Below are 21,020 nucleotides of genomic sequence, written 5' to 3'. Positions count from 1 at the left end.
TCAGCTCAGGTCGAAGAGCTCGATCTGACGGAGCGTGACCTCGACCGTCGCCCGCACGCGGACGGCCGAGGTCACGACCCGCATCTCCAGAGTGAACGGCGTCGTCCGGTCGGGAGCCAGGTCTTCGCGGTGTCTGGTGGCGAGGGGATGCCAGGCTCCATCGGCACCCTCCATCTCCCAGCGCAGCGCATCGGCCGCCGTGGGCCCGAGGCTCGTGACGGTGATGTCGGTGAGGCCGCGGGGTGAGGGGAATCGCCAGCCCACCCACGAGCCTTCCGGCAGCCGGACGCCCGCGTCGCCCTGCGGATCGCCGTCGTCGAACAGCCGTGGCGCATCGAGGACATCCGCGGAGGCGACGATCTCTCCCGCGTCGGCGGTGAGGTCGCACCGCCACGGCTCGGCGTCGAGTGCGTCCTCACCGCTCTCGAGCGCCCGCGCCGGGTCCGTGCCGAACACCAGGTCGAGCACCGCGTCCCCCCGAAGCGCGTCGATCGGCAGATCGGCGGTGGGGAGAGGGCGTCCGTCCAGCCGGGCGCCCTCCAACACGTGCGCGGCGGGGGAGCTCCGTCGCGAGCGGATACGCAGCGACGAGCCGTCCCCGCGTGCGACCCGGATGTCGTCGGACAGCGGGGACCCGATCCGCAGAGTCCCCGCCGCGAGTTCCAGGGGATAGAGGCCGAGCGCGGCCCAGAGCCACCAGGCGCTCATCTCTCCGTTGTCCTCGTCGCCGGGGAACCCCTGGCCGATGTGGGCACCGGCGAAGAGGCGGCGCGCGAGGCCGTGCACGAGGCCCGCGCTGTGCCACGGCCGGTCCGTGAAGGCGTACATGAAGGGTATGTGGTGCGCCGGCTGATTCGACAGCGCGCACATGCCCGACCGCTGGGCGCGGGCTTCGCGCTGCTCGTGGATGACGGTGCCGTACGCACCGCCGAAGCGCTCGTCGGCGGTCTCGGGCTCGGCGAAGAGGGCGTCGAGGTGCCGACCGAGTCCCGCAGGGACGCCGTGGAGCGCCGCGAGGCCCGGCCCGTCGTGCACCGTGCCCACGGACATCCCCCACGCGTTCGTCTCGACGTTGTCGCCGCCCCAGACGCGAGGATCGAAATCCGGTGCGAAGGACCCGTCCGCCGTGCGACCGCGGAAGAATCCGGAGGCAGGATCGAACAGGGCGCGCGCCGCGCGGGAGCGGTTCGCGAAGTACCGTGCAAAGGCCCGGTAGCGCGCGGCGTCGTCCGCCGCCGTCGACGCCGCGAGCTGGGCGGCGAACCGGCCGAGGGCGGCATCGCTCACGGCGTTCTCGATGCTCCAGCTCATCCCCTCCGGCACGTCGGACGGGATGAAGCCGAGGAAGCGACCGCGGCCGATGCCCTTGCGACCCCGTCGCGGATCGGGTCCCGGCTCGCACGCGTCGCGCCACCCGCTCTCGAACGCCGCCTCCCGGTCGAAGGGCACCTCCCAACGCGCGGCGTCGGCGAAGATCTGGTCGCTGGAGGTCCCGACCATGCTGTCCACATACCCGGGGGCGCTCCACCGCGCCATCCAGCCGCCGCGGCGATACTGCATGAGCTGTCCGTCCAGCAGGCGTCCGGCCAGCGCGGGGTCGAGGAGCGCGAGCGCGGGCCACTCGGTGCGGTACGTGTCCCAATAGCCGTTGTTGACGACGAGCTCGCCTTCCGCGACCGGCGCCCCCGTGGCCGACTCGCCGAAGGCGGTCCGCGGGGCGAACACGTCGGCGAAACGCCACGCCGGTGCCTCCGCGGTGCCCGTGTTCTCCGTCGCCGTGTTCGGATACAGATGCATACGGTGGAGCGCGGCGGCGATCCGGGCGCGCTGCTCCTCGTCGGCCAGGCCGCGGAACGGGCGCTCGGCCTCGGGGAGCGGGGGGATCGTCACGCGCCCGAGCAGCCGGTTCCACGCGGCGGCCGCGCGGGCGCGGAGCTCGTCGAACGGGACGGCGGGAGGTGCCTCGAGGGCGAGGCTGTGCCGGGCCTGCGCGACGGAGAGGAACGAGACCCCGACCCGCACCTCGACGGCGCCCACGGCGCGGACGAAGCCCGCGACCCGGGCACGCCCGTCGTCGTCGAGGGCGCCGTGCGCGGCGTTCGACGCGCTATGCACGGTCCCGGCGAAGTAGCAGCGTGGCGCGTTCCCCCAGTCCTCTGGACCCTCGGGGATCCACCCCTCGAAGCCGATGTCGGTGAAGGTGAGCAGCCCCTCGTTCGTGAGCTGATCGATCTCGACGATCCAGCGGCGTCGATCCTCCCTGGCCGACCGTGCTGTGCCGAAGAACGGCATGAGCTGAAGAACCGCGCGATCGCCGATCCACGGGCTGGGCTGGTGCGAGAACTGCAGGGCTTCGAGACGCCGTCCCTGCGGATCGTCATGCACGAACGGGCGGTAGGGCCAGCGTGCGTCCGCGGCGTCGGTCGCCGGCGTGACGAAGGTGAACCCGTGCGGCACGGCGACCGCCGGGACCGTGTTCCCGCGGGAGAAGCGGGGGCCGGAATGGGAGCCGCGCCGGGTGTCGACCCGCTCGACGGGTGGGAGGTCGCCGGGGCCAGGGCGCTCCTCGACGAGGACCTGCACGAAACCGGTGACCTCCGCGGGCACATCCGGCGTGGTCGCCAGCTCGGCCGTGCCGAAGACGAGCTCGACCGTGCCCGTCCCGGTGCCGAGGGGTGCGGGGGGCGCGAGGGCGACGCTGTCGGCGTTCCACTGCTCGGGCATGCTCCACCGGGCGGCGAACTGCCCCTCGGCCGTGAGCGGGAAGTCGTAGCGGTCGCGGACGGCGGCGATGTCGCTCAGCCGGCTGCCGTCGGGGGTCCGCACGTCGACGGCGACCGCGAGCCCGGCCCACGGCGCGAGGGTCGCCGCAGGGCCGTCGGCGTAGAACGCCCAGTGCAGCACGGTGTGCGGGGTGAGGACGATGCCGTCGAGGCCGGGGACGTCGATCCGCTGCGCCCCGCGGGAGGGGTCGAACGTGTACGCGAAGACCGGGCAGGGGAGCACTCCGGCGTTCGCGCGCGACGACGGAGGATCCGCGGGACCGGAGTCCGGGCGGAGCAGCGGCGCGCTCACCCCTTCAGCGCACCTTCCTGCACGCCCTTGAAGAAGAAGCGCTGCGTGAACGAGAACATGATGACGATGGGCACGAGCGCGATCATGGTGCCGGCGGCGATGAGTCGCGGATCGACCGAGAAGCTGCTGTTGAGGTAGGCCATGCCCACGGTCAGGGTGTACTTCGCCGGGTCGGACAGCACGATGAGCGGCCAGAGGTAGTCATCCCACGCGCCGATGAAGGCGAAGATCGCCACCACCGAGACCATGCCGCGGATGTTCGGCCACACGATGTGCCGGATGCGCTGCCACGTGGTCGCACCGTCGACGGTCGCCGCGTCGAGCACGTCCTTCGGGATCATGCGGCACGCGGTGGCGACGAGCAGCACGTTCATGGCGCTGATCGCTCCCGGGAGGAACACGCCCCACAGGGTATCGGCGAGCCCGAGCGCGCGGATGGTGAGGAAGTTGCTGGTGACCGTGACCTCGCCGGGGAACAGCAGCGTGGACAGCAGGATGCCCATGACGATCCACTTCCCGCGGAAGCGCATGCAGCCCAGGGCGTAGCCGGCGAACGTGGCCAGGATCACGTTGCTGAGCACGGTGCCGAGCGAGACGAGCAGCGAGTGCCAGGCGTAGAGGTAGACGGGGACGATGTCGGCGACCCTCGTGTAGTTCTGCAGCGTCGGATCGCGGGGGATGAGCTCGGGTGGGAAGGAGTAGATGTTCTCCTGCGGTCCCTTGAACGACGTGGAGAGCTGCCAGACGAAGGGGCCGATGACGAGGAAGAGGACGAACAGCAGCAGCGCGTACCGGCCGATGAGTCCGCCGAGCGTGGGCTTGCTGAAGTCTCCGGAGCCGCGGCGGCGGAAGATGCGTTCGCGGCCGGGCCGCGGTGCCTCCTCCGCAGGCGGGGTGCTCTCCACCGGGGGCGTCGTCAGAGTCGTCATGCGGAGACCTTCGCCTTCTTCTCGCGGTTCATGAACGCGATCGCCGCGAGCGGCACGAGCGTGAGGAGGAACAGCGCCACGCTGATCGCGGATGCGTAGCCGATGTTGCCGTTCAGGCCCGAGCCCACCTGGCGGATGAGCATCACGAGCGACATGTCGTAGCCGCCGGGGCCGCCCGTGCTCTTGGACAGCACGTCCAGCTCGGCGAACACCCGCATGGCGGACACCGCGATGAGCACGGCGATGAGGAGCATCGCCCCGCGCACGGACGGGATCGTGACGGAGAGGAAGCGGCGGAAGGAGCTCGCACCGTCGAGCATCGCGGCCTCGTGCAGCTCTTTGCCGACGTTCCCCAGGGCGGCGAGGTACACCACCATGTAGTACCCGAGTCCTTTCCACACCGTGAGCAGGATCGCGCAGCCGAGCAGCAGCCAGCGGTCGACGAGGAAGGCCATCGGCTGATCGATGAGGCCGAGGAACTCCAGTGTCTGGTTGATGATGCCCCGGCTGTCGAACAGCCAGGTCCAGATGAGGGCGACGACGACGACCGAGGCGATGACGGGGAAGTAGAACGTGGTGCGGAAGAACGAGATGCCGGGGAGCTTCTTCTGCACGAGGAGGGCGAGGAGCAGCGGGAGGATCGTGAGCAGCGGCACGCACACGACCACGTAGATGAGGCAGGTGGTCAGCGCGTTCCAGAACATCTCGTCGCCGAACATGCGCTCGTAGTTCGCGCCGCCGACGAACTCCGGGGTCCGCAGGGGGCGGGCGTCCGTGAAGCTGAGGACGACGGTGTTCAGGAACGGCCAGAGCGCGAACACCAGCACCCAGATCACGGCGGGGGCGAGGAGCAGCCACGGGGTGAACCACTTGTGGGATCTCATCGTCGACCTCCGCTTCCGGGTGCCGGTGTCCGCGCGCATGCTCACTGGTCCACGCGGTTCGCGTTGGCGTACTCGACGATCTTGTCGAGCTGCGTCTTGGCGTCGGCCTCGCCGTTCACGGCGAGAGCGATCTGCTGGGTCATGTAGGTGGCCATGTCCGAGGTCCACTGGAACGGCAGCGCCTTGGCGTCCTTCATCGCGCCGAAAACGGTGTCGATCGCGGCGAGCTGCTTCTCGTCCGTGACCGAGGAGGCGATGTTCTCGACGACCTGGTCGCCGCCGTCGGCCGTGCCCGGGGCGGTGCCGACCGCGAGGGAGGAGAACGCGACCTGGTTCTCCTCGTTCGTCGCGAACTCGGCGAACGCGAGGGCCGCTTCCTTGTTGTCGGAGTCGGCGGAGACGTTGAGGCCCTGCACGTAGAGCGGGGCGACACCGAGGCGCGGGGTGGCGACGGTGTTCTCCAGCAGTGCCGGGGCGTCCTTCTGCAGATCGGTCGTGAAGCCGGTGCCGCCGGTCGTGAAGGCGACCTTCTCCTGGATGTACGCCTCCGCGTTCCCGCCGTAGTCACCGGTCAGTGCCTCCGCGGGCATCGCGCCCGCCGCGTAGGCGTCGGCGTACTGCTCGATGATCGCGGCGGCCTCGTCGGTGTTGAAGTCGAACTCGCCCTCGTCGTTGATGACTTCCATGCCGGCGGCGGTGAAGGTGTCCAGCGCCGGGATCGAGGAGAGGAGCTGGACCTTGCCGCCGGACTCCGTGGCGACGTCCTTCGCGAGCGTGAGCAGCTCGTCGACCGTCGTCGGGAGGTTCTCCTCGGTGACACCGTACGGGGCGAGCTGGGCGAGGTTCCACCAGGACGCGTCGCTGGAGAGGTACCAGGGGAGGCCGTAGGTGCCCTCGACGCCGGGGTACTGACTGTAGGCGTCCCAGGCGCCGGCGTTGTACGCCGCCTTCAGGTCCGGATCCGCGGTGTCCAGATCGACGAGCTTCCCGGCGGCGACGAGCGGGTAGGCGATGTCCGGCGGCAGGTTCAGCACGTCGGGGAGCGTGTCGGCGTTCGCCTGGCTCAGGATCTTCTCCTGGTAGCCGTCGCCGGGCTGGTCGAGCCACTCGACGGTCACGTCCGGATGCTCCTCCTCGAAGGCGGCGATGAGGTCTTCGAAGTAGGGGGTGAACTTCTCGTTCTTCAGTGACCAGGTCTGGAACTGGATGGTTCCGCTGAGCTCGCCGGAGGTGTCGATGGGGCCGGCGCCTTCGGAGGCGGCACCGCCTCCGGTGCAGCTCACGAGCGCCAGGGCGCCGATCGTGAAGGTTGCCAGAGCGACAATGCGTGCGGGAACTTTCATCGTGCTTCTTCCTCGAGGCGGGCGATTCGGCGTGGTCCGACGAAGGGACTACAGCGCTTTAGCAGATGAAACCATCGGATCCGGTCGGTGTCAAGGTGGGCGCTATCGACGCTGTTGCTCAAGCGTTATAGTGGTGCGACATGTCCTCGTGGGAGGGCACGGTCCGAAAGGTGCACACATGACGCAGCGCGGCGCTCTCGACGCTCCTCTCCGTTTCGGGGCGAACTACACGCCGTCGAAGGACTGGATGCACTCCTGGCTCGACTTCACGCCGGACGACGTGCGTCGCGACTTCGCGGCCCTCGCCGCGCTCGGCCTCGACCATGTGCGGGTGTTCCCGCTCTGGACCGTCCTGCAGCCCAACCGCACCCTCATCCGCTCGAAGGCGATCGACGACGTGCGCACCATGGTCGACATCGCCGCCGAGTTCGGGATGGACGTGAGCGTCGACGTCATCCAGGGGCACCTGTCGAGCTTCGACTTCGTCCCTTCGTGGCTGTACACCTGGCACGACCGGAACATGTTCACCGATCCGACGGCCCTCGACGGTCAGGTGCAGCTCGTGGAGCGGCTCGCTGGCGCGCTGCGGGACGCACCGAACTTCCTCGGCCTCACTCTCGGGAACGAGACGAACCAGTTCTCCGCGCACACCCACCCCTCGCCGTGGCCCGTCACGACCGACGAGGCCGGCGGCTGGATCGAGGCGCTGCTCGCCGCGGCGGAACGGGGTGCCCCCGGGCTGCCGCACGTGCACAGCGAATACGACGCGGTCTGGTACATGGACGACCACGGGTTCACGCCGGCGCATGCCTCCCGCCTCGGCGCGATGACGACGGTCCACTCCTGGATCTTCAACGGCACGGCGCAGCGCTACGGAGGTCGCTCGATCGCCGCCGACCGCCACGCGGAGTACCTCATCGAGCTCTCCCGCGCGTTCGCGACCGATCCCGCCCGTCCGATCTGGCTACAGGAGGTCGGCGCCCCCTCGAACTGCCTCGACGAGAGCGAGATGCCCGGCTTCCTCGAGGCCACCGTGCGTTCGGCCCTCCGCACCGAGAACCTCTGGGGCGTGACGTGGTGGTGCTCGCACGACGTGAGTCGGGAGCTGGCCGACTTCCCGGAGCTCGAGTACTCCCTGGGGCTCATCGATCAGGAGGGGGCGGCGAAGCCCCTCGGCCGCCGGTTCGCGGACCTCATCCCCGAGCTGCGCACCCGCACCGCGGCTCCGGCCCGCCCGACGGCGATCGTGGTGGACGTCGACGAGCAGGAGGTGCCGGTGAGCCGGGCGGCCCTGAGCCCCGGCGGTGCGGTCTTCCAGGCCTGGGTCGACGCCTGCGCCGCGGGCGAAGACCCCGCCCTGGTGACCTCCCGCACCGCGCAGGACCCCGCGGCGCTGGAGTCGCGCGGCATCCGCCGTCTCATCCACCCCGCCCCGTCCGCGTCCGACGTCACCCGCTACGCCTCCGTCAACACCGTCGTCTGACGCCGAGACCCCGGGTTGTCGTCGAGACCCCGGGGTGCGCGCGGCGATAGCCCGGGGTATGGGCGGGGAGGCGGGGTCTCAGCGGGGCGGTGGCGCGGTGCTCTCGCGGGCGGTGAGCACGGGGGTCGGGCCCTGGACGCTCGGCAGCGTGGTGCCGGCCTCGATCTGCTGCAGCAGGAGCGTGGCCGCCTGCTCGCCGAGCTCGAACGTGTCGCGGGTCATGGCGGTGATCGAGGGGTTGATGAGACCCGCGATGACGGAGTCGTCGAACGACGCGAGTGAGACGTCGCGCGGAACCGCCCGGCCCATCTCCTGCGCCACCCGGAGGCCGGCGACGGCCATCACATCGTTGTCGTAGACGATCGCGGTCGGGCGCTGCCGGCCGGAGAGCTGCGCGCGGGTGACCGCGGAGGCGCGGGCGGGGGAGAAGTCGGTCGTGATGACCTCGCCGGAGACGCCGTCCGCCGCCATCCGCTCCAGCACCTCGGCGCGCAGGCGGGTGTGCTCCAGCTCCGCCGGGCCCGCGACGTAGGCGATACGGGTGTGGCCCAGGGCGGCGAGGTAGGAGAAGAGCGTCTCCGCGACGGCGTCGTCGCCGATCCAGACGCTGGGCACCGCGCCGTCCGGGGACGGCTTCGAGCCGATCATCACAGCGCGGGCGTCCAGGGCCATGATGCGCTCGCCGCGGGGGTCGTCGTCGCGCGGGTCGATGAGGATGATGCCGTCGACCTGATTCGACGACCGCCACTGCCGATGCACCTCCATCTCCTCGTCGATGTCGGCGACGAGGCGGAGCTGCAGCCCGACCTTGCTCTCGGAGAGCCGGGACTCGATGCCGGCGATGAGGTCGGTGAAGAAGGCCTCCGAGCCGAGGGAGCGTGCCGGGCGGGCGAGGGCGAACCCGACCGCGTTGGCCCGGGCGCCGACGAGGGCGCGGGCAGCGGAGCTCGGCTGCCAGTGGTGCTCTTCGATGATGGAGAGGATGCGCTGCCGCGTCTCCTCGCTCACACCGGGACGACCGTTGAGGGCGAACGAGACAGCGCCGGGGGAGACACCGGCCATGCGCGCGATGTCCGCGATCGTCACGCGTTTCCCCGGGGCCATAGGCATCACCCTACTTGATCGGTTTAGCCTCTCGTAAGCACGGGAGACGGTACCGTAGACTCCCGTGCTAGATCGTTTTAGTAACGGCGAGCATCGAACGCCTTCCCTCACCGTCGAGCCCGGAGAACCCCCACATGCATGACGACACCTCGCTCACCGTCGGCCGCGTCAAGCGGGTCCTCGAAGAGCGCATCCGCCCCGCCATCCACTCGGCCGCGGTTCCCCTCACGGTCGAGGCGCACCAGCTTCCCGGAGAGCCCATCGCCCCGACGGAGGGCCTGGCGCTCTCCTTCGCCCCTGCCGCGGTCGGCGAGCTGTGGGGTCCGGCCTGGGGCACCACGTGGTTCAAGCTCACCGGTCGGGTGCCCGCGGACTGGGCCGGCCGCCGGGTCGAGGCGCTCATCGACCTGGGCTTCGACGTGAACATGACGGGGTTCCAGTGCGAGGCCCTCGCCTACCGCCCCGACGGCACACCGATCAAGAGCATCAACCCGCGCAACCAGTGGGTCCCGATCGCCGAGAGCGCCGCGGGTGACGAGGCCGTCGAGCTCTACCTGGAGGGCGCGTCCAACCCCGTGCTCCTCGACTACCACCCCTTCCTGCCGACGCAGGAGGGCGACATCCTCACCTCCTCGAAGGAACCGCTGTACCGGCTGCGGCGCCTCGACCTCGCGGTGTTCGAGCCCGAGGTGTTCGACCTGTCCCTCGACCTCGAGGTGCTGTTCGAGCTGCAGGCCGAGCTCCTCGCGACGTCGCCGCGCCGCATGCGCATCCTGCAGGCCCTGGACGACGCGCTCGACGTGCTCGACCTGCAGCGCATCGTGGAGACCGCCGGTGACGCGCGGGCCCGGCTCGCCGACGTCCTCGCCGCTCCGGCCGAAGCGAGTGCGCACCGGATCTCGGCCGTCGGCCACGCGCATATCGACTCCGCCTGGCTGTGGCCGGTGCGCGAGACGATCCGCAAGGTCGCCCGCACGACCTCGTCCATGACCACGCTCATCGAGGAGCAGCCCGAGTTCCAGTACGGCATGTCGAGCGCGCAGCAGTACGCCTGGATCAAGGAGCACCGCCCCGAGGTGTGGGAGCGGGTCAAGGCCGCCGTCGCCGCCGGGCGCTTCCTGCCCCTCGGCGGCATGTGGGTCGAGTCCGACACCGTCATGCCGACGGGCGAGTCGCTCGTGCGGCAGTTCTCGCACGGGCAGCGGTTCTTCGAGCGGGAGTTCGGCATCCGGTCGAAGGGCGTGTGGCTGCCGGACAGCTTCGGCTATTCGCCGGCCCTCCCGCAGCTCATGCGCCGTGCCGGTTTCGAGTGGTTCTTCACGCAGAAGATCTCCTGGAATCAGCAGAACGTGTTCCCGCACCACTCCTTCCTCTGGGAGGGCATCGACGGCTCGCAGGTGTTCACGCACTTCCCGTCGATGGACACCTACAACTCGCAGCTCAGCGGCATGGAGGTCGCGAAGGCCTCTCGTCAGTTCAAGGAGAACCGTCTCAGCTCGCGGTCGATCGCCCCGGTCGGCTGGGGTGATGGCGGCGGCGGCACGACCCGCGAGATGACGGGCAAGGCCGAGCGGCTGCGCGACCTCGAGGGCAGCGCGCAGGTCGTGTGGGAGCACCCCGACGTGTTCTTCGACGCCGCCAAGGCCGAGCTGCCGAACCCGGCGGTGTGGGTCGGCGAGCTCTACCTCGAACTGCACCGCGGCACGCTCACGAGCCAGCACGCCACGAAGGCTCTGCACCGCTGGGCAGAGCACGCGCTGGTGGAGGCCGAGCTGTGGGCCGCGACCGACGCCGTGCGCACCGGCGCCGCGTACCCGCAGGCCGAGCTCGACCGGCTCTGGCAGGCCGTGCTGCTGCACGAGTTCCACGACATCCTGCCCGGCACGTCGATCGCGTGGGTGCACCGCGAGGCCGTCGCCGTGCTGTCGGACGTGCTGTCGGATGCGCGCGACATCGCCGATGCCGCGCGCCGGTCGCTCGCCGGCGAGGGCGACCGCGAGCTGCTGTTCGAGCCGACCTCGGTCGGTCGGGGGCGCGCGCTCGGCGCCTCGTGGGTCCCTGAGCCCGTCGAAGGGGCGGTCTCGCTCGTCGAGGACGCTTCGGCAGGCTCAGCGGTCCACCCGGGCTGGCGCCTGGAGAACGAGCTCGTGTCCGTGCTCGTCTCGGGCGAGGGCCTGATCGTCTCCGCCGTCGACAAGGCCACAGGGCGAGAGACGGTCGCACCAGGCACGGCAGCGAACCTGTTCCAGCTGCACCAGGACTTCCCGAACATGTGGGACGCGTGGGACATCGACCGGTACTACCGCAACAGCGTCGACGACCTCACCGCGGTCTCGTCGATCGAGGCATCGCTCGTGAACGGTGTCGCGCAGATCGTCGTCGTGCGTCCGTTCTCGGAGTCGACGATCACGCAGACGATCACACTCGCCCCGGGCTCGAGGACCGTGCACCTCCGCAACGAGGTCGACTGGCACGAGACCGAGAAGCTGCTCAAGCTCGCCTTCCCGCTCGACATCCAGGCGTCGCACACCGAAGCCGAGACGCAGTTCGGCTACCAGGCGCGCGTCACCCACACGAACACCACCTGGGAGGCCGCGAAGTTCGAGACCTCGATGCATCGGTTCGTGCTGGTGCGCGAGCAGGACTTCGGCGCGGCCCTCGTGAACGACTCGATCTACGGGTACGACACGACGCGCGAGGTGGGCGAGGACGGGGTCACCACGACCGTGCGACTCTCCCTGCTGCGGGCGCCGCGCTTCCCCGACCCGGACACGGATCACGGGCTCCACGAGATCGAGGTCGGCTTCGTGATCGGCGCCGACGCCGCGATCGCCACGGCCGAGGGCATCCGCCTCAACAGCGTGCCCACGGTGATCCGCGGCACGCGCGAGGTCGAGCCGCTGGTGGAGGTGTCGGGTGAGGGGATCGTCGTCTCGGCCGTGAAGCTCGCCGACGACGGCTCCGGCGACGTCATCGTGCGGGTGTACGAGGCGCTCGGGCGTCGTGCGGTCGGCGAGCTCTCGGTCGGCTTCGACCACCGCGAGGTGCGCGAGGTGAGCCTGATCGAGGACGAGATCGAGACGCCCCGTCTCGGGGGCGGGCTCCACCTCCGCCCCTTCGAGGTCCGCACCCTCCGCATCGCCCGCTGAGCCCCGGCCTCCTCGCGCCCGGCGCTCCGTGCCGGATCAGAAACGCGCCTCCCCGCCCTTCGGGAGGCGCGTTTCTCATCCCGCCGGGCGGGATCGGTGCGCGTCCTCGACGGTGCGCATCGCCGCGACGCCGTCGACCAGCGCAGGCCGCTGATCGGGGGCGTCGCGGAAGAAGGAGACGACGGAGGCCACGGCTGCCGGGTCAGACCCTAGGTGATGCGCATCGAGGATCACGGGGGCGCGTCCGGCGATCGAGATCGCCAGCTTCGGCCCGTGTGGGCCGACAGGCGTGGTGGTGCCGATCTCCTCCCAGGAGGCATCGACCCGGGCAGATCTGCGGACTCCGTGCAGGCCCCTCTCGTCGAGTACGAGACCCAGCGGCTGGCCCTGCGCGAGGACTTCCCGGCCGAGGCCGACGAGCGAGACGACGGCGAGCACGTACGGGCCCCATTCGAGAAGCCGACCGCCCATCGTCGGAAGGTCCAGGGCCTGAACGAGGAAGGCCGCCGCTGCGGGAAGCAAACCCGTCAGGGGAACGAGCCATGAGGAGATGCGGACGCCCGTGGACGGCGTGAATCGCAGCGGGCCGCTTGCCTCGATTCGGATCAGGCGTTCGCGCAAGGACCGCACCCAGAACCAGAGTGCCACCGCGAGCATCCCGGCGTAGAGAGCGAGTGCGATCAGGATGAGGCGGAAGCCTGGACGGGTATCCATGATCGCCAGCAGCAGGGGCAGCAGAGGAAGGATGCCGACGAGCCCGAGCGCCGCAGACGGGAAGCGGCCGTTCGGGTGGACCGATCGTGAGCCGTCGACGATGCGCGGGGACCGCGCGACAGTGTTCATCGGCATCCGATCAGCCTGCCAACTGGGGTGGCTGCCAGAAACGGGTGCCGTCCTCAAGCCATGCGTCGATCGACTCGCGCGCGTCGATCGGCACCCATGCCTCCCACGCCCAGGTCGCTGCAGACCCGACCGCCACGGATGCAACGACCGCGCCGCCGATCACCCATCCAACCGGCCCCCCGGCCGCCGCGATGGCTCCGCCGGTCACCGCGCCGCCAGCTGCTCCACCGACTGCCCCGGCGATTTGCGAGGATCCGGAGTCCCCGTCCGCGATCGCCGCGCCGATGGTCACGATGTCGATCGCCGGTCCGACGAGCGGGATGATCTTGCCGACGCGGCTCACCTGCTCGACATGTTCCAGTAGCTCTACCGCACCCTCGCGAAGCGCGCGAGGATTGGCCGCCTCTGCCGCCGCTTGCGTTGCAGGGTTACCGGAACGGAGCTGATCAGTGAAAGTGTCGGCGTCATCCTGCATCTGTTGAGCGAGCGAGCGCCAGTCCGCCAAGTCGCGCTCGGTGCGTACATCGGCCGTCTCGAGCGCCGCATCGACCACCGTCTTATTCGCGTCGGTGGACGTCAACTCATCGACAAGTCCATCAAGTGGTGAAAGATCTTCCAGACGGGCAATGAGTGGAGCGAAGTTCTCAGCTCGCCATGTCTCGAGCTCGCCCCACCACGTGCCCACGCGGGCCGCCAGGTCGTTGTACGTCGCGACGCGCGAAAGAAAGGCATCCCACTCCGCCGTTGCCGCGGGGTCGGCGTCGGGGGCGGGACACACCTTTAGATGTGTTGTCGGTTCCAATACGACTTTGCCGTGTACCGTGAGGCCGCGTTGAGCCGCCTGTTCCAGATAGGAGTCAAAGTCCTCGCGCCCGCGATCAAGTCGGTTCGCGTATGCATTTACGACAGGAGCCGCGTCGCCGAGGTACGTCATCGCTGGACTGGATCGGTTCCTCACCGAAGTGGCGGTGCGCTGAAACGCGCTGCCTGCCTCCCCGCGGAGGTAGTTCTCGCTTTGGCTCGCGACGTAGGCGAGTTCCAGATCGACTTCGACGAGTGACGACTTCATGCGAGACATCCAGTCGCCCAGCGTGCGAATGGATGGCGGGTCGCCGGGGATGTGCAGATCAATGCTCATGACGGGTCCAGCTCCTCTTCGATATCCCGGATCTCGTCCGCCATCTCCTCGTTGGAAAGGGTCATGTCATTGAGGACGTCGTGTGTGATGGCTGACAGTGCGCGCGTCGCATCATTGGCGACTCCAGCCGCTTCCGCCCCGGCAGACGCGATCAAGGCGATGATCGACGTCGCAATACCAGCGTCCGGAGCAGGCGGAAACTCGCCGAGTGCGCTGTCGGACTCATCGACGCGGGCGACGACTTCCTTCAGTCGGAGTTCCATGCCGTCGCGGTCCATGTAGATGTCGGTCATCCGATTCGACCGTCCGGTCGCAGCGAGGCGGGGACGGGGGCATCGAACGCCACCACGTCGAACGGTTGCACACGCTTCACGCGGCCGAGATCCGGCGTCGCGAGCATCACCCACTGTTGCCGTTCTCCGCAGCACTCTGCCAGCCGATCGAGCGCCGTGTATGCCAGTAGTCCCACCCGGCCGTCCGTAAGTGGGTGCACAGCGAATCTCTGCCCCTGGCCATCGGGAAGATCGGTCACCGGCAGGTACAGCACTGGCGGGACGATCGTGCCTGCGACCGGTTCCCTCTGTCCACTCATCCACATCTTGGTCCCCCCTGGGTCGCGGATTCGCTCCGATCATATTCGGACGTCAGATAATCCGGTGGCCGATCGGTATCCGCTGTCAGGCGGGCGGGAGGCGGAGGACCTCGGGCGACTCGCCGCCGGTGAGGTCGTCGGCGATGCGGAGGCTGCGGGCCAGCTCGTCGAGCGCGCCGATGAGGGTCCCGAAGCGTTCGCGGTCGCTGCAGACGGCCGTCAGGGTCACCAGGTGCGTGCCGGTGTCCCAGGTGTAGGTCGCGAAGGGCGGCGCCGAGGGGGAGGGCGGCGTCGGGACCACGAGCTTCTCGCCCACGCCGAGCCGGGTCGGGAAGGAGGTCGTGTCGTCGTACTCCATCGGCATCGACGCGCGGGCGATCCGGATGTCCGGGGTCAGCGCCTGCACCGTCGCCATCGCCACGACGAGGTCCGGCTCCGTCTTCCACGTCCACGCGAGGACCCGGCCGTCGGCCTTCTTCATGAGCATCGGGGCGGCCTGGCTCATCGCCCAGGCTCCGAACCGCGAGCCGGGGCGCTCCGTCGCGCCGACCGCGGCGTTCACCTGACCGAGCAGCATCCGGATCGCGGCCTTGCGATGCCGGCGCCCCTTCCACCCGAGCGAGTCCGTCACGGGGATCCACAGCTGGGGGTCGGCGTCGGCGTGCAGTCGCATGGCTTCACGGTATCGGCCGAGGCTGAAGGATGCCGGTATGGCTCGGCGTCGCGGGCAGGGCCCTCGGGTAGAGTTGCCACCGCCCGACCAGGGCTTCTCCTTGGCCGCCACCCCGTTAGGCATCTCTGTGACTTCCTCCGACGATCCGATCGATGCGTCGCGCGACGCCACCGCCGCACAGCCCCGTCCGCTGAAGATCCTCCTCGGCTGTGACACGTTCGCTCCCGACATCAACGGTGCCGCCCGCTTCGCCGAGCGTCTCGCCGCCGGGCTCGTGCAGCGCGGGCACGAGGTGCACGTCGTCGCCCCCAACCAGGCCTACCGCCGCACCGCGCCCCGCACCGAGGTGATCGAGGGGGAGCCGATGACGCTCCACCGCCTGCCCTCCGTGCGCTGGGCGCCGCACGACTGGCTGCGCTTCGTGTGGCCGTGGCGCTCCAAGCACTACGCACGGAAGGTGCTCGATGCCGTGCAGCCCGACGTCGTGCATATCCAGTCGCACATCGTCATCGGGCGCGGACTCGCGCGCATCGCGAAGCAGCGCGGTATCCCGGTCATCGCGACGAACCACGTCATGGCCGAGAACATCCTCGACCACACGACCATGCCGAAGTTCGTCGACGACATGGTGCTCAAGTTCGCCTGGGCCGACGCGAAGCGCACCTTCGACCTGACGCGGGCGATCACCACGCCCACGCGTCGGGCCGCCGACTTCCTGGAGAAGACGGTCGAGGTGCGCGGCGTCATCCCGGTCAGCTGCGGCATCGACCGCTCCCAGTACACCCCGGTCATCGCCCCGCGCGAGGAGAACCGGCTCGTGTTCGTGGGCCGGCTGACGGCGGAGAAGCAGGTCGAGGTCATCCTCAAGGCGATGACGAAGCTCGACCCGGCGCTGAACACGACGTTCGACATCGTCGGCGGCGGAGACCAGCGCAAGCAGCTCGAGAGCCTGACGGCACAGCTCGGCCTGTCCGATCGAGTGACCTTCCACGGCCGGACCACCGACGAGGAGCTGCGGGCGCTGCTGTCCCGGGCGAGTCTTTTCGTCATCGCGTCGATCGCCGAGCTGCAGTCCATCGCGACGATGGAGGCCATGGCATCGGCGCTGCCGATCGTCGCCGCCGACGCCGTCGCCCTGCCCCATCTCGTGCACGACGGCGAGAACGGCCACCTCTTCACGCCGGGAGACGTCGACGAGCTCGCCGCGAAGCTCACCGCTGTTTTGACCGCCTCCCCCGGCGAGTACGAGCGGATGCAGAAGGCGTCCCTCGACGGCGTGGCCATCCACGACATCAACCGCACGCTCGACACCTTCGAGGCGCTGTACCGCGACGAGCCGCTGCCCGAGTGACGCGGATGCACGTCGTCTTCTTCGCCGATCAGCACCTCGACTCCCTCGGCGGGGCGCAGGTGTCGATGCGGCTGCAGCGGACGTTCCTGGAGCGCGCCGGCCATACCGTGACGGTCGTCGCGCCCCGTATGCACGCACGGCGTGACGACGCTGCACCGTCCCCCGGGAACGTCGACCTCCCGTCGCTGCCGATCACCCTGGACCGGGAGTACGCGATGACCTGGCCGGGTCGGGCGACCGATCGGGCCCTTGACCGGGCGATGGCGCATCGGCCTCCGGTCGACCTCGTGCACGTGCAGGCCGACTTCTGGGGCGCCTTCATCGGTCACCGGTTCGCCGCCCGCCATGGAATCCCGGTCGTGCACACGATGCACAACCGGGTCGACGTGGGGCTCGCCGCGGTCACGCCGCTGCACCGGCCCGTGCTCGCTGTGCTCAACCTCTGGCGCCGCACCGCCCTCCGAGGCATCGGTGTGCCGGTCGGCGGCAGCGACGGGTGGTCGTACCTCCGCGGGCTCGCGGCGGACGCCGCCGCCGTGACGGCGCCTTCCGGGCATTTCGCGCGGCGACTGGAGCAGAACGGCGTCGCCCGCACCGTCGACGTGGTGTGGAACGGCATCGACGACGACGTCCGCGCGCAGACGCTCGCGGCGGCTCCCGTCGAGCGGATGCCGGGGCGTCCTCGGTTCGTCTGGCTCGGGCGGATGAGTCCGGAGAAGCGCCTGCTCCCGTTCCTCCGCGCCTGGGTGGACGCGGACATCGACGCCGACCTCGAGGTGATCGGCGGCGGCGGAGAGCGGGCGGCGGCCGAACGGATCGTCGCGGGGCGTGCGGGCGTGCGGTTCGCCGGTCGCCTCTCCTATGCGCAGACCCTGGAGCGGATCGCCGCCGCCGATGCGCTCGTGCAGACGTCCATCGGATTCGAGACCCAGGGGATGACGCCGTTCGAGGCGGCCACCCTCGGCACGCCCTCCGTCGTGTGCGACCCCGACATCGCCGCTGAGCTTCAGGGCGGGCTCTGGGCTGTGCCGACGGCGGAGCCGCACGCCCGCGGACGCGCCCTCGAGGCGCAACGGATCGAGGCCCTCGCCGCGACGCTTCGGCAGGCGGCCGCGGACATCGCGCACGGGACCGCGCCGCAGCCGGTACCGGCCGTCGCGGAGGCCTTCCGCCAGTCCTCGCGGACGGCCGCCATGATCGAGGTCTACGAGCGGGTGCTCTCCGGAGCCTGAGCGCTCACAGGAAGCCGTAGAAGTTCGACGAGAGCCAGCTCAGCACGACCGTCAGCAGACCGGCGCCGGAGACACCGATGGCGATCCCCGCGAGCAGCCGCGGTCCCGGCCGCCGTGCCGCGATGAGGCCGAGCACGAGCGCCGCCCCGTAGCCGATGAAGGTGAGGATGCCCGATCCCCCCTCGATCAGTCCGATCATGCTGTAGGTCCGGTCCGACATGTAGACGAACGGCCGCGCGAGGATGAGGAACACGTCGATCGCCAGCGTCACCAGCGCGACGATGAAGGCGGCGCGCCCGAGGGAGTCGCCGGGAGTGCGCGGCACCGGCGGACCGTAGAGCGGGACGCCCTGCGCCGATCCGGGGGCGGATCCCGGCGCGGTCGGGTACGGCTGAGGGGTGGCGGTGGGGAAGGCCTGAGGGACAGCAGCGGTGGGGAACACGTGCCCGCCGCCCGGCGTCGGCGCGTAGGGGGCCCCGGGGGCGGGGGCCTGGGCACCGGGGTACTGCGGCTCGGCCGGAAGCGGAGGAGGGGTCGGGACTGCGGCCGGGTCGCCGGCACCGTCGCGCGAGGGGTGTGCGGGCTGCTGGGGGTCGCTCATGCCCCGAGCGTAGCCCCCCTCGCGGACGGCCGGGAGGTCAGCGGTAGACGTGGCCGGGGTCGGCCTGCGACAGGGCGTCCTGTCCGGTGACGCGGCTCCAGTCCGTGGGGGTGCGACGGTAGCCGTCGCGCCGCAGTTCGACGAACGTGGCGATGATCGCCCAGATGCTGAGGGCGAGGAGGAGGATGAGGAGTAGCATGGCAGAAAAGCTACGCTCGGTGTTATGCTGCCACGAGTGGCGGATCGGGCACTGTTCGTAGGAAAACTGCCATTCCGGGAGATGTGATGAAGACCGTCGCGTGCGTGGTGCAGGACGGCTTCGCGCCGTTCGAGTTCGGGGTCGCCTGCGAGGCGTTCGGTCTGGACCGGTCGTCCGACGGGGTGCCGAACTTCGACTTCCGCATCGTCGCCCCACGGCCCGGGGTCGTGCGCTCCAAGATCGGCTTCTCCATCAACGTGGAGCATGATCTGTCCTTCGCCGCGGAGGCCGACCTCGTCGTGTTCTGCCCGGTGCCCCGGGAGACTTGGGGCGACATCGATCCGCTCCTCGTCGAGGTCGCCCGCGAAGCGGTGGCGCGCGGAGCCTGGGTGATGAGCGTGTGCAGCGGCTCGTTCATCCTCGCGGCGGCCGGAGTGCTGGACGGGCGGCGCGCCACGACGCACTGGATGTACGCGCACACGATGGCGGACATGTACCCCGACATCGACATCGATCCTGACGTGCTCTTCGTCCAGGACGGCCGCATCATCACCAGCGCGGGCACTGCCGCGGGCATCGACGCCTGCCTGCACCTGCTGCGACAGGAGCTCGGGGCGGAGATCACCAACCGGATCGCGCGTCGGATGGTCGTGCCGCCGCAGCGCGACGGGGGTCAGGCGCAGTTCATCGATCGGCCCATCCCGGTCGCACCCACGGACTCGCTCGCCGCGGTGGCCGACTGGGCGGTGGAGAACCTCCGTGACGAGTTGACGGTCGACCAGCTCGCGGCGCGGGCGCTCATGTCGCCGCGGACCTTCGCGCGCCGCTTCAAAGCCGAGTACGGGGCGACCCCCGCCGCGTGGCTCGGCCGACAGCGGATCATCCAGGCTCAGCGTCTCCTCGAGCGCACCGACCTTCCGCTCGAGCACATCGCGACGGACTGCGGCTTCGGTTCCGCGGCCGTCCTTCGGCAGAACTTCGCCCGCGTGCTGGGCGTGACCCCCACCGCCTACCGCGCCCGCTTCTCCTGCGCCGACGCCGTCCCTGCCGCCTGACCGCCTCCCCCTCCCGCTGCGCCCGCGCCGGACCCGTCCCGCGGGCCCGCACCGGCCCCGCCAACGTGCGGGATCGATAGCGCCCGCTAGCGGACCGTGTCCGGGACCTTTTCCGTCCCCACATCCGTCCCCGCGTCCGTCCCCGGTGCCTGCGGGATCAAGAACGCGCGGGCGTGGACCGTGCCCGGGGCCTTTTCCGTCCCGCTACCAGCCGCGTCCGTTCTCCGCTGCCGTTCGGGATCAAGAACGAGCTGGAGTGAGCCGCGTCCGGAGCGGTTTCCGTTCCGCTTCCGCGTCTGTCGAGCGGGATCAAGACTGCGCGCGCGGGGGTCGCATCCGGAGCTCTTTCCGTCCCGCTCCGTTGCGCCCCACTCCGGCCCGAGCCGCCGGGGGTGGGCATTGTGCGCTCCGCAGTGGATCTCGTCGGACCGGCCGACAAGCTAGCTGCATCGACGCGGGATCAGAATAACTCCGCGGAATGGCAGATCGGGTGCGTTGTTGATCCCGCGCGAGAAGTGACGCGGCGGGCGGGATCAGAATGGCTCCGCAGAAGGGGCTGGGAGGTGCGTTTTTGATCCCGCGCGGGATCGCGGGGCGGGGTGGGACGGGATCGGGAAGCGAGGAGGGGTCAGTGCCAGTGGGCGGGGGAGGGGAGGGTGACGTCGCGGACGTCGACCTCGGTGGGCGTGACCGTGGCGACCGCGTAGAGGAGGGACTGCGTCGGGTAGCCGTGCGGGCGGTTGTCGCGAATGATGGCGCGGTCGTCTTCCGGGGGCAGGGCGGCCGAAGCTCCGAGGAGCGCGGTCCACTCGGTCGCCCAGTCGGCGCTCGCGGCCGCGGGACCCAGAGCGCGGAACTCCGGGAGCCAGGCGGCGATGCGCGGGGTTTCCTCGTCGTCGAGGTCGTCGTGGGCGATCATGTGCGTCCCGGGCTCGATGGGTGTCTCCCGCAGCTCGGCACCGTCCCAGGAGAGCACCCGGGCGCCGTCCGGCCCCACTTCGAGCAGATTGAAGCCGTGCATCGGTGGCGCACCCTGCGGGGAGCGACCGGTGACCGCGGCGAGCGGAAGGGTGCCGCGGGAGACCGCCGCGGTCGCGGAGAGGTCCTGCACATCGGCACGGTTGAGGAGCACGGCGAGGCGTCGGTCGGCGGGGTTCACGGCGAGCCAGGCGCCGCCGGCCCGCCGATCGCGGATGCCGATCACCCCGGGATACTCCTCGGGCCACCACTCGCCCAGGGCATCCCACTCCCGAGCCGGGTCCTCGTCGCGGACGGCCAGCAGCCGCGCGGATCCCGCGGCCTCGACATCGATCACCACCGTGCACACGCTTCCGAGTCTAGGTCGGTCGAGGCGGGCGGGACCCGCGAC

Annotated in this window: 18 protein-coding genes; 5 read left to right on the top strand and 13 right to left on the bottom strand. The window is 70.2% G+C overall.

Annotated elements, in window-relative coordinates:
* From ACIGJI_RS14235 to ACIGJI_RS14220, 4 genes are read right to left on the bottom strand one after another with little or no spacing between them, the layout of a single operon-like run.
* On the bottom strand, positions 1-3,075 hold the full coding sequence (locus ACIGJI_RS14235) for a glycoside hydrolase domain-containing protein (protein WP_366244349.1): 3,075 nt from the start codon (positions 3,073-3,075) through the stop codon (positions 1-3).
* Complete coding sequence (locus tag ACIGJI_RS14230) at positions 3,072-4,004, bottom strand: carbohydrate ABC transporter permease (protein WP_085605062.1); 933 nt, start codon at positions 4,002-4,004, stop codon at positions 3,072-3,074. The genes ACIGJI_RS14235 and ACIGJI_RS14230 overlap by 4 nt, the downstream gene beginning before the upstream one ends.
* On the bottom strand, positions 4,001-4,888 hold the full coding sequence (locus ACIGJI_RS14225; RefSeq protein ID WP_025102636.1) for a carbohydrate ABC transporter permease: 888 nt from the start codon (positions 4,886-4,888) through the stop codon (positions 4,001-4,003). Before ACIGJI_RS14225 ends, ACIGJI_RS14230 begins: the two co-directional genes overlap by 4 nt.
* A gap of 41 nt (positions 4,889-4,929) precedes the next feature.
* Positions 4,930-6,231: an extracellular solute-binding protein gene (locus ACIGJI_RS14220; RefSeq protein ID WP_363446255.1), complete on the bottom strand. Its 1,302-nt coding sequence runs from the start codon at positions 6,229-6,231 to the stop codon at positions 4,930-4,932.
* Between the two features lie 178 nt (positions 6,232-6,409).
* Between ACIGJI_RS14220 and ACIGJI_RS14215 the strand changes: the two genes are divergently transcribed.
* Positions 6,410-7,714: a glycosyl hydrolase gene (locus tag ACIGJI_RS14215; RefSeq protein WP_363446257.1), complete on the top strand. Its 1,305-nt coding sequence runs from the start codon at positions 6,410-6,412 to the stop codon at positions 7,712-7,714.
* Positions 7,715-7,792: 78 nt separating this feature from the next.
* Here ACIGJI_RS14215 and ACIGJI_RS14210 read toward each other — a convergent pair whose 3' ends face one another.
* Complete coding sequence (locus ACIGJI_RS14210) at positions 7,793-8,818, bottom strand: LacI family DNA-binding transcriptional regulator (protein WP_187662622.1); 1,026 nt, start codon at positions 8,816-8,818, stop codon at positions 7,793-7,795.
* A 134-nt stretch (positions 8,819-8,952) separates the two neighbouring features.
* On the opposite strand from ACIGJI_RS14210, the gene ACIGJI_RS14205 reads away from it, so the two are divergent.
* Positions 8,953-11,967, top strand: a complete 3,015-nt coding sequence (locus ACIGJI_RS14205) for a glycoside hydrolase family 38 C-terminal domain-containing protein (protein ID WP_363446261.1) — start codon at positions 8,953-8,955, stop codon at positions 11,965-11,967.
* Between the two features lie 75 nt (positions 11,968-12,042).
* Here ACIGJI_RS14205 and ACIGJI_RS14200 read toward each other — a convergent pair whose 3' ends face one another.
* The 5 genes from ACIGJI_RS14200 to ACIGJI_RS14180 form a co-directional block, all read right to left on the bottom strand.
* Positions 12,043-12,816 (bottom strand): hypothetical protein, encoded by a 774-nt coding sequence (locus ACIGJI_RS14200; protein ID WP_363446263.1) that lies wholly within the window; start codon positions 12,814-12,816, stop codon positions 12,043-12,045.
* A gap of 4 nt (positions 12,817-12,820) precedes the next feature.
* Positions 12,821-13,948 (bottom strand): hypothetical protein, encoded by a 1,128-nt coding sequence (locus ACIGJI_RS14195; RefSeq protein ID WP_363446265.1) that lies wholly within the window; start codon positions 13,946-13,948, stop codon positions 12,821-12,823.
* Positions 13,945-14,241: a hypothetical protein gene (locus ACIGJI_RS14190; protein ID WP_363446267.1), complete on the bottom strand. Its 297-nt coding sequence runs from the start codon at positions 14,239-14,241 to the stop codon at positions 13,945-13,947. The genes ACIGJI_RS14195 and ACIGJI_RS14190 overlap by 4 nt, the downstream gene beginning before the upstream one ends.
* Entirely contained in the window at positions 14,238-14,495 is a 258-nt protein-coding gene (locus tag ACIGJI_RS14185; RefSeq protein ID WP_363446269.1) for an SAV_915 family protein, read from the bottom strand. The genes ACIGJI_RS14190 and ACIGJI_RS14185 overlap by 4 nt, the downstream gene beginning before the upstream one ends.
* A 130-nt stretch (positions 14,496-14,625) precedes the next feature.
* Entirely contained in the window at positions 14,626-15,213 is a 588-nt protein-coding gene (locus tag ACIGJI_RS14180; RefSeq protein WP_363446271.1) for a hypothetical protein, read from the bottom strand.
* Positions 15,214-15,334: 121 nt separating this feature from the next.
* On the opposite strand from ACIGJI_RS14180, the gene ACIGJI_RS14175 reads away from it, so the two are divergent.
* Together ACIGJI_RS14175 and ACIGJI_RS14170 are read left to right on the top strand one after the other, a co-directional pair.
* A complete protein-coding gene (locus tag ACIGJI_RS14175) occupies positions 15,335-16,564 on the top strand; it encodes a glycosyltransferase (RefSeq protein ID WP_232089256.1) in 1,230 nt (409 codons plus the stop codon).
* Between the two features lie 5 nt (positions 16,565-16,569).
* Positions 16,570-17,796 carry a glycosyltransferase gene (locus ACIGJI_RS14170; RefSeq protein WP_363446536.1) on the top strand — a complete coding sequence of 409 codons (1,227 nt, stop codon included), beginning with the start codon at positions 16,570-16,572 and terminating at the stop codon, positions 17,794-17,796.
* A 4-nt stretch (positions 17,797-17,800) separates the two neighbouring features.
* Here the strand turns inward: ACIGJI_RS14170 and ACIGJI_RS14165 are convergent, their stop codons facing one another.
* Positions 17,801-18,397, bottom strand: a complete 597-nt coding sequence (locus ACIGJI_RS14165; RefSeq protein WP_259953813.1) for a hypothetical protein — start codon at positions 18,395-18,397, stop codon at positions 17,801-17,803.
* A gap of 37 nt (positions 18,398-18,434) precedes the next feature.
* Positions 18,435-18,596, bottom strand: coding sequence for a hypothetical protein (locus tag ACIGJI_RS14160; RefSeq protein ID WP_259953815.1), 162 nt, complete (start codon positions 18,594-18,596; stop codon positions 18,435-18,437).
* Between the two features lie 86 nt (positions 18,597-18,682).
* On the opposite strand from ACIGJI_RS14160, the gene ACIGJI_RS14155 reads away from it, so the two are divergent.
* Positions 18,683-19,651, top strand: a complete 969-nt coding sequence (locus ACIGJI_RS14155) for a GlxA family transcriptional regulator (RefSeq protein WP_259953816.1) — start codon at positions 18,683-18,685, stop codon at positions 19,649-19,651.
* Positions 19,652-20,279: 628 nt separating this feature from the next.
* On the opposite strand, the gene ACIGJI_RS14150 is transcribed toward ACIGJI_RS14155, so the two are convergent.
* Positions 20,280-20,978: an NRDE family protein gene (locus ACIGJI_RS14150; RefSeq protein WP_363446273.1), complete on the bottom strand. Its 699-nt coding sequence runs from the start codon at positions 20,976-20,978 to the stop codon at positions 20,280-20,282.
* Positions 20,979-21,020: the final 42 nt, after the last annotated feature.

The sequence above is a fragment of the Microbacterium sp. NPDC064978 genome (genome assembly GCF_044543605.1).
Classification (GTDB): Bacteria; Actinomycetota; Actinomycetes; order Actinomycetales; family Microbacteriaceae; genus Microbacterium; species Microbacterium meiriae.
Note: the sequence above shows the minus strand (reverse complement) of the source record. Positions and strands in the feature narration are given on the sequence as shown.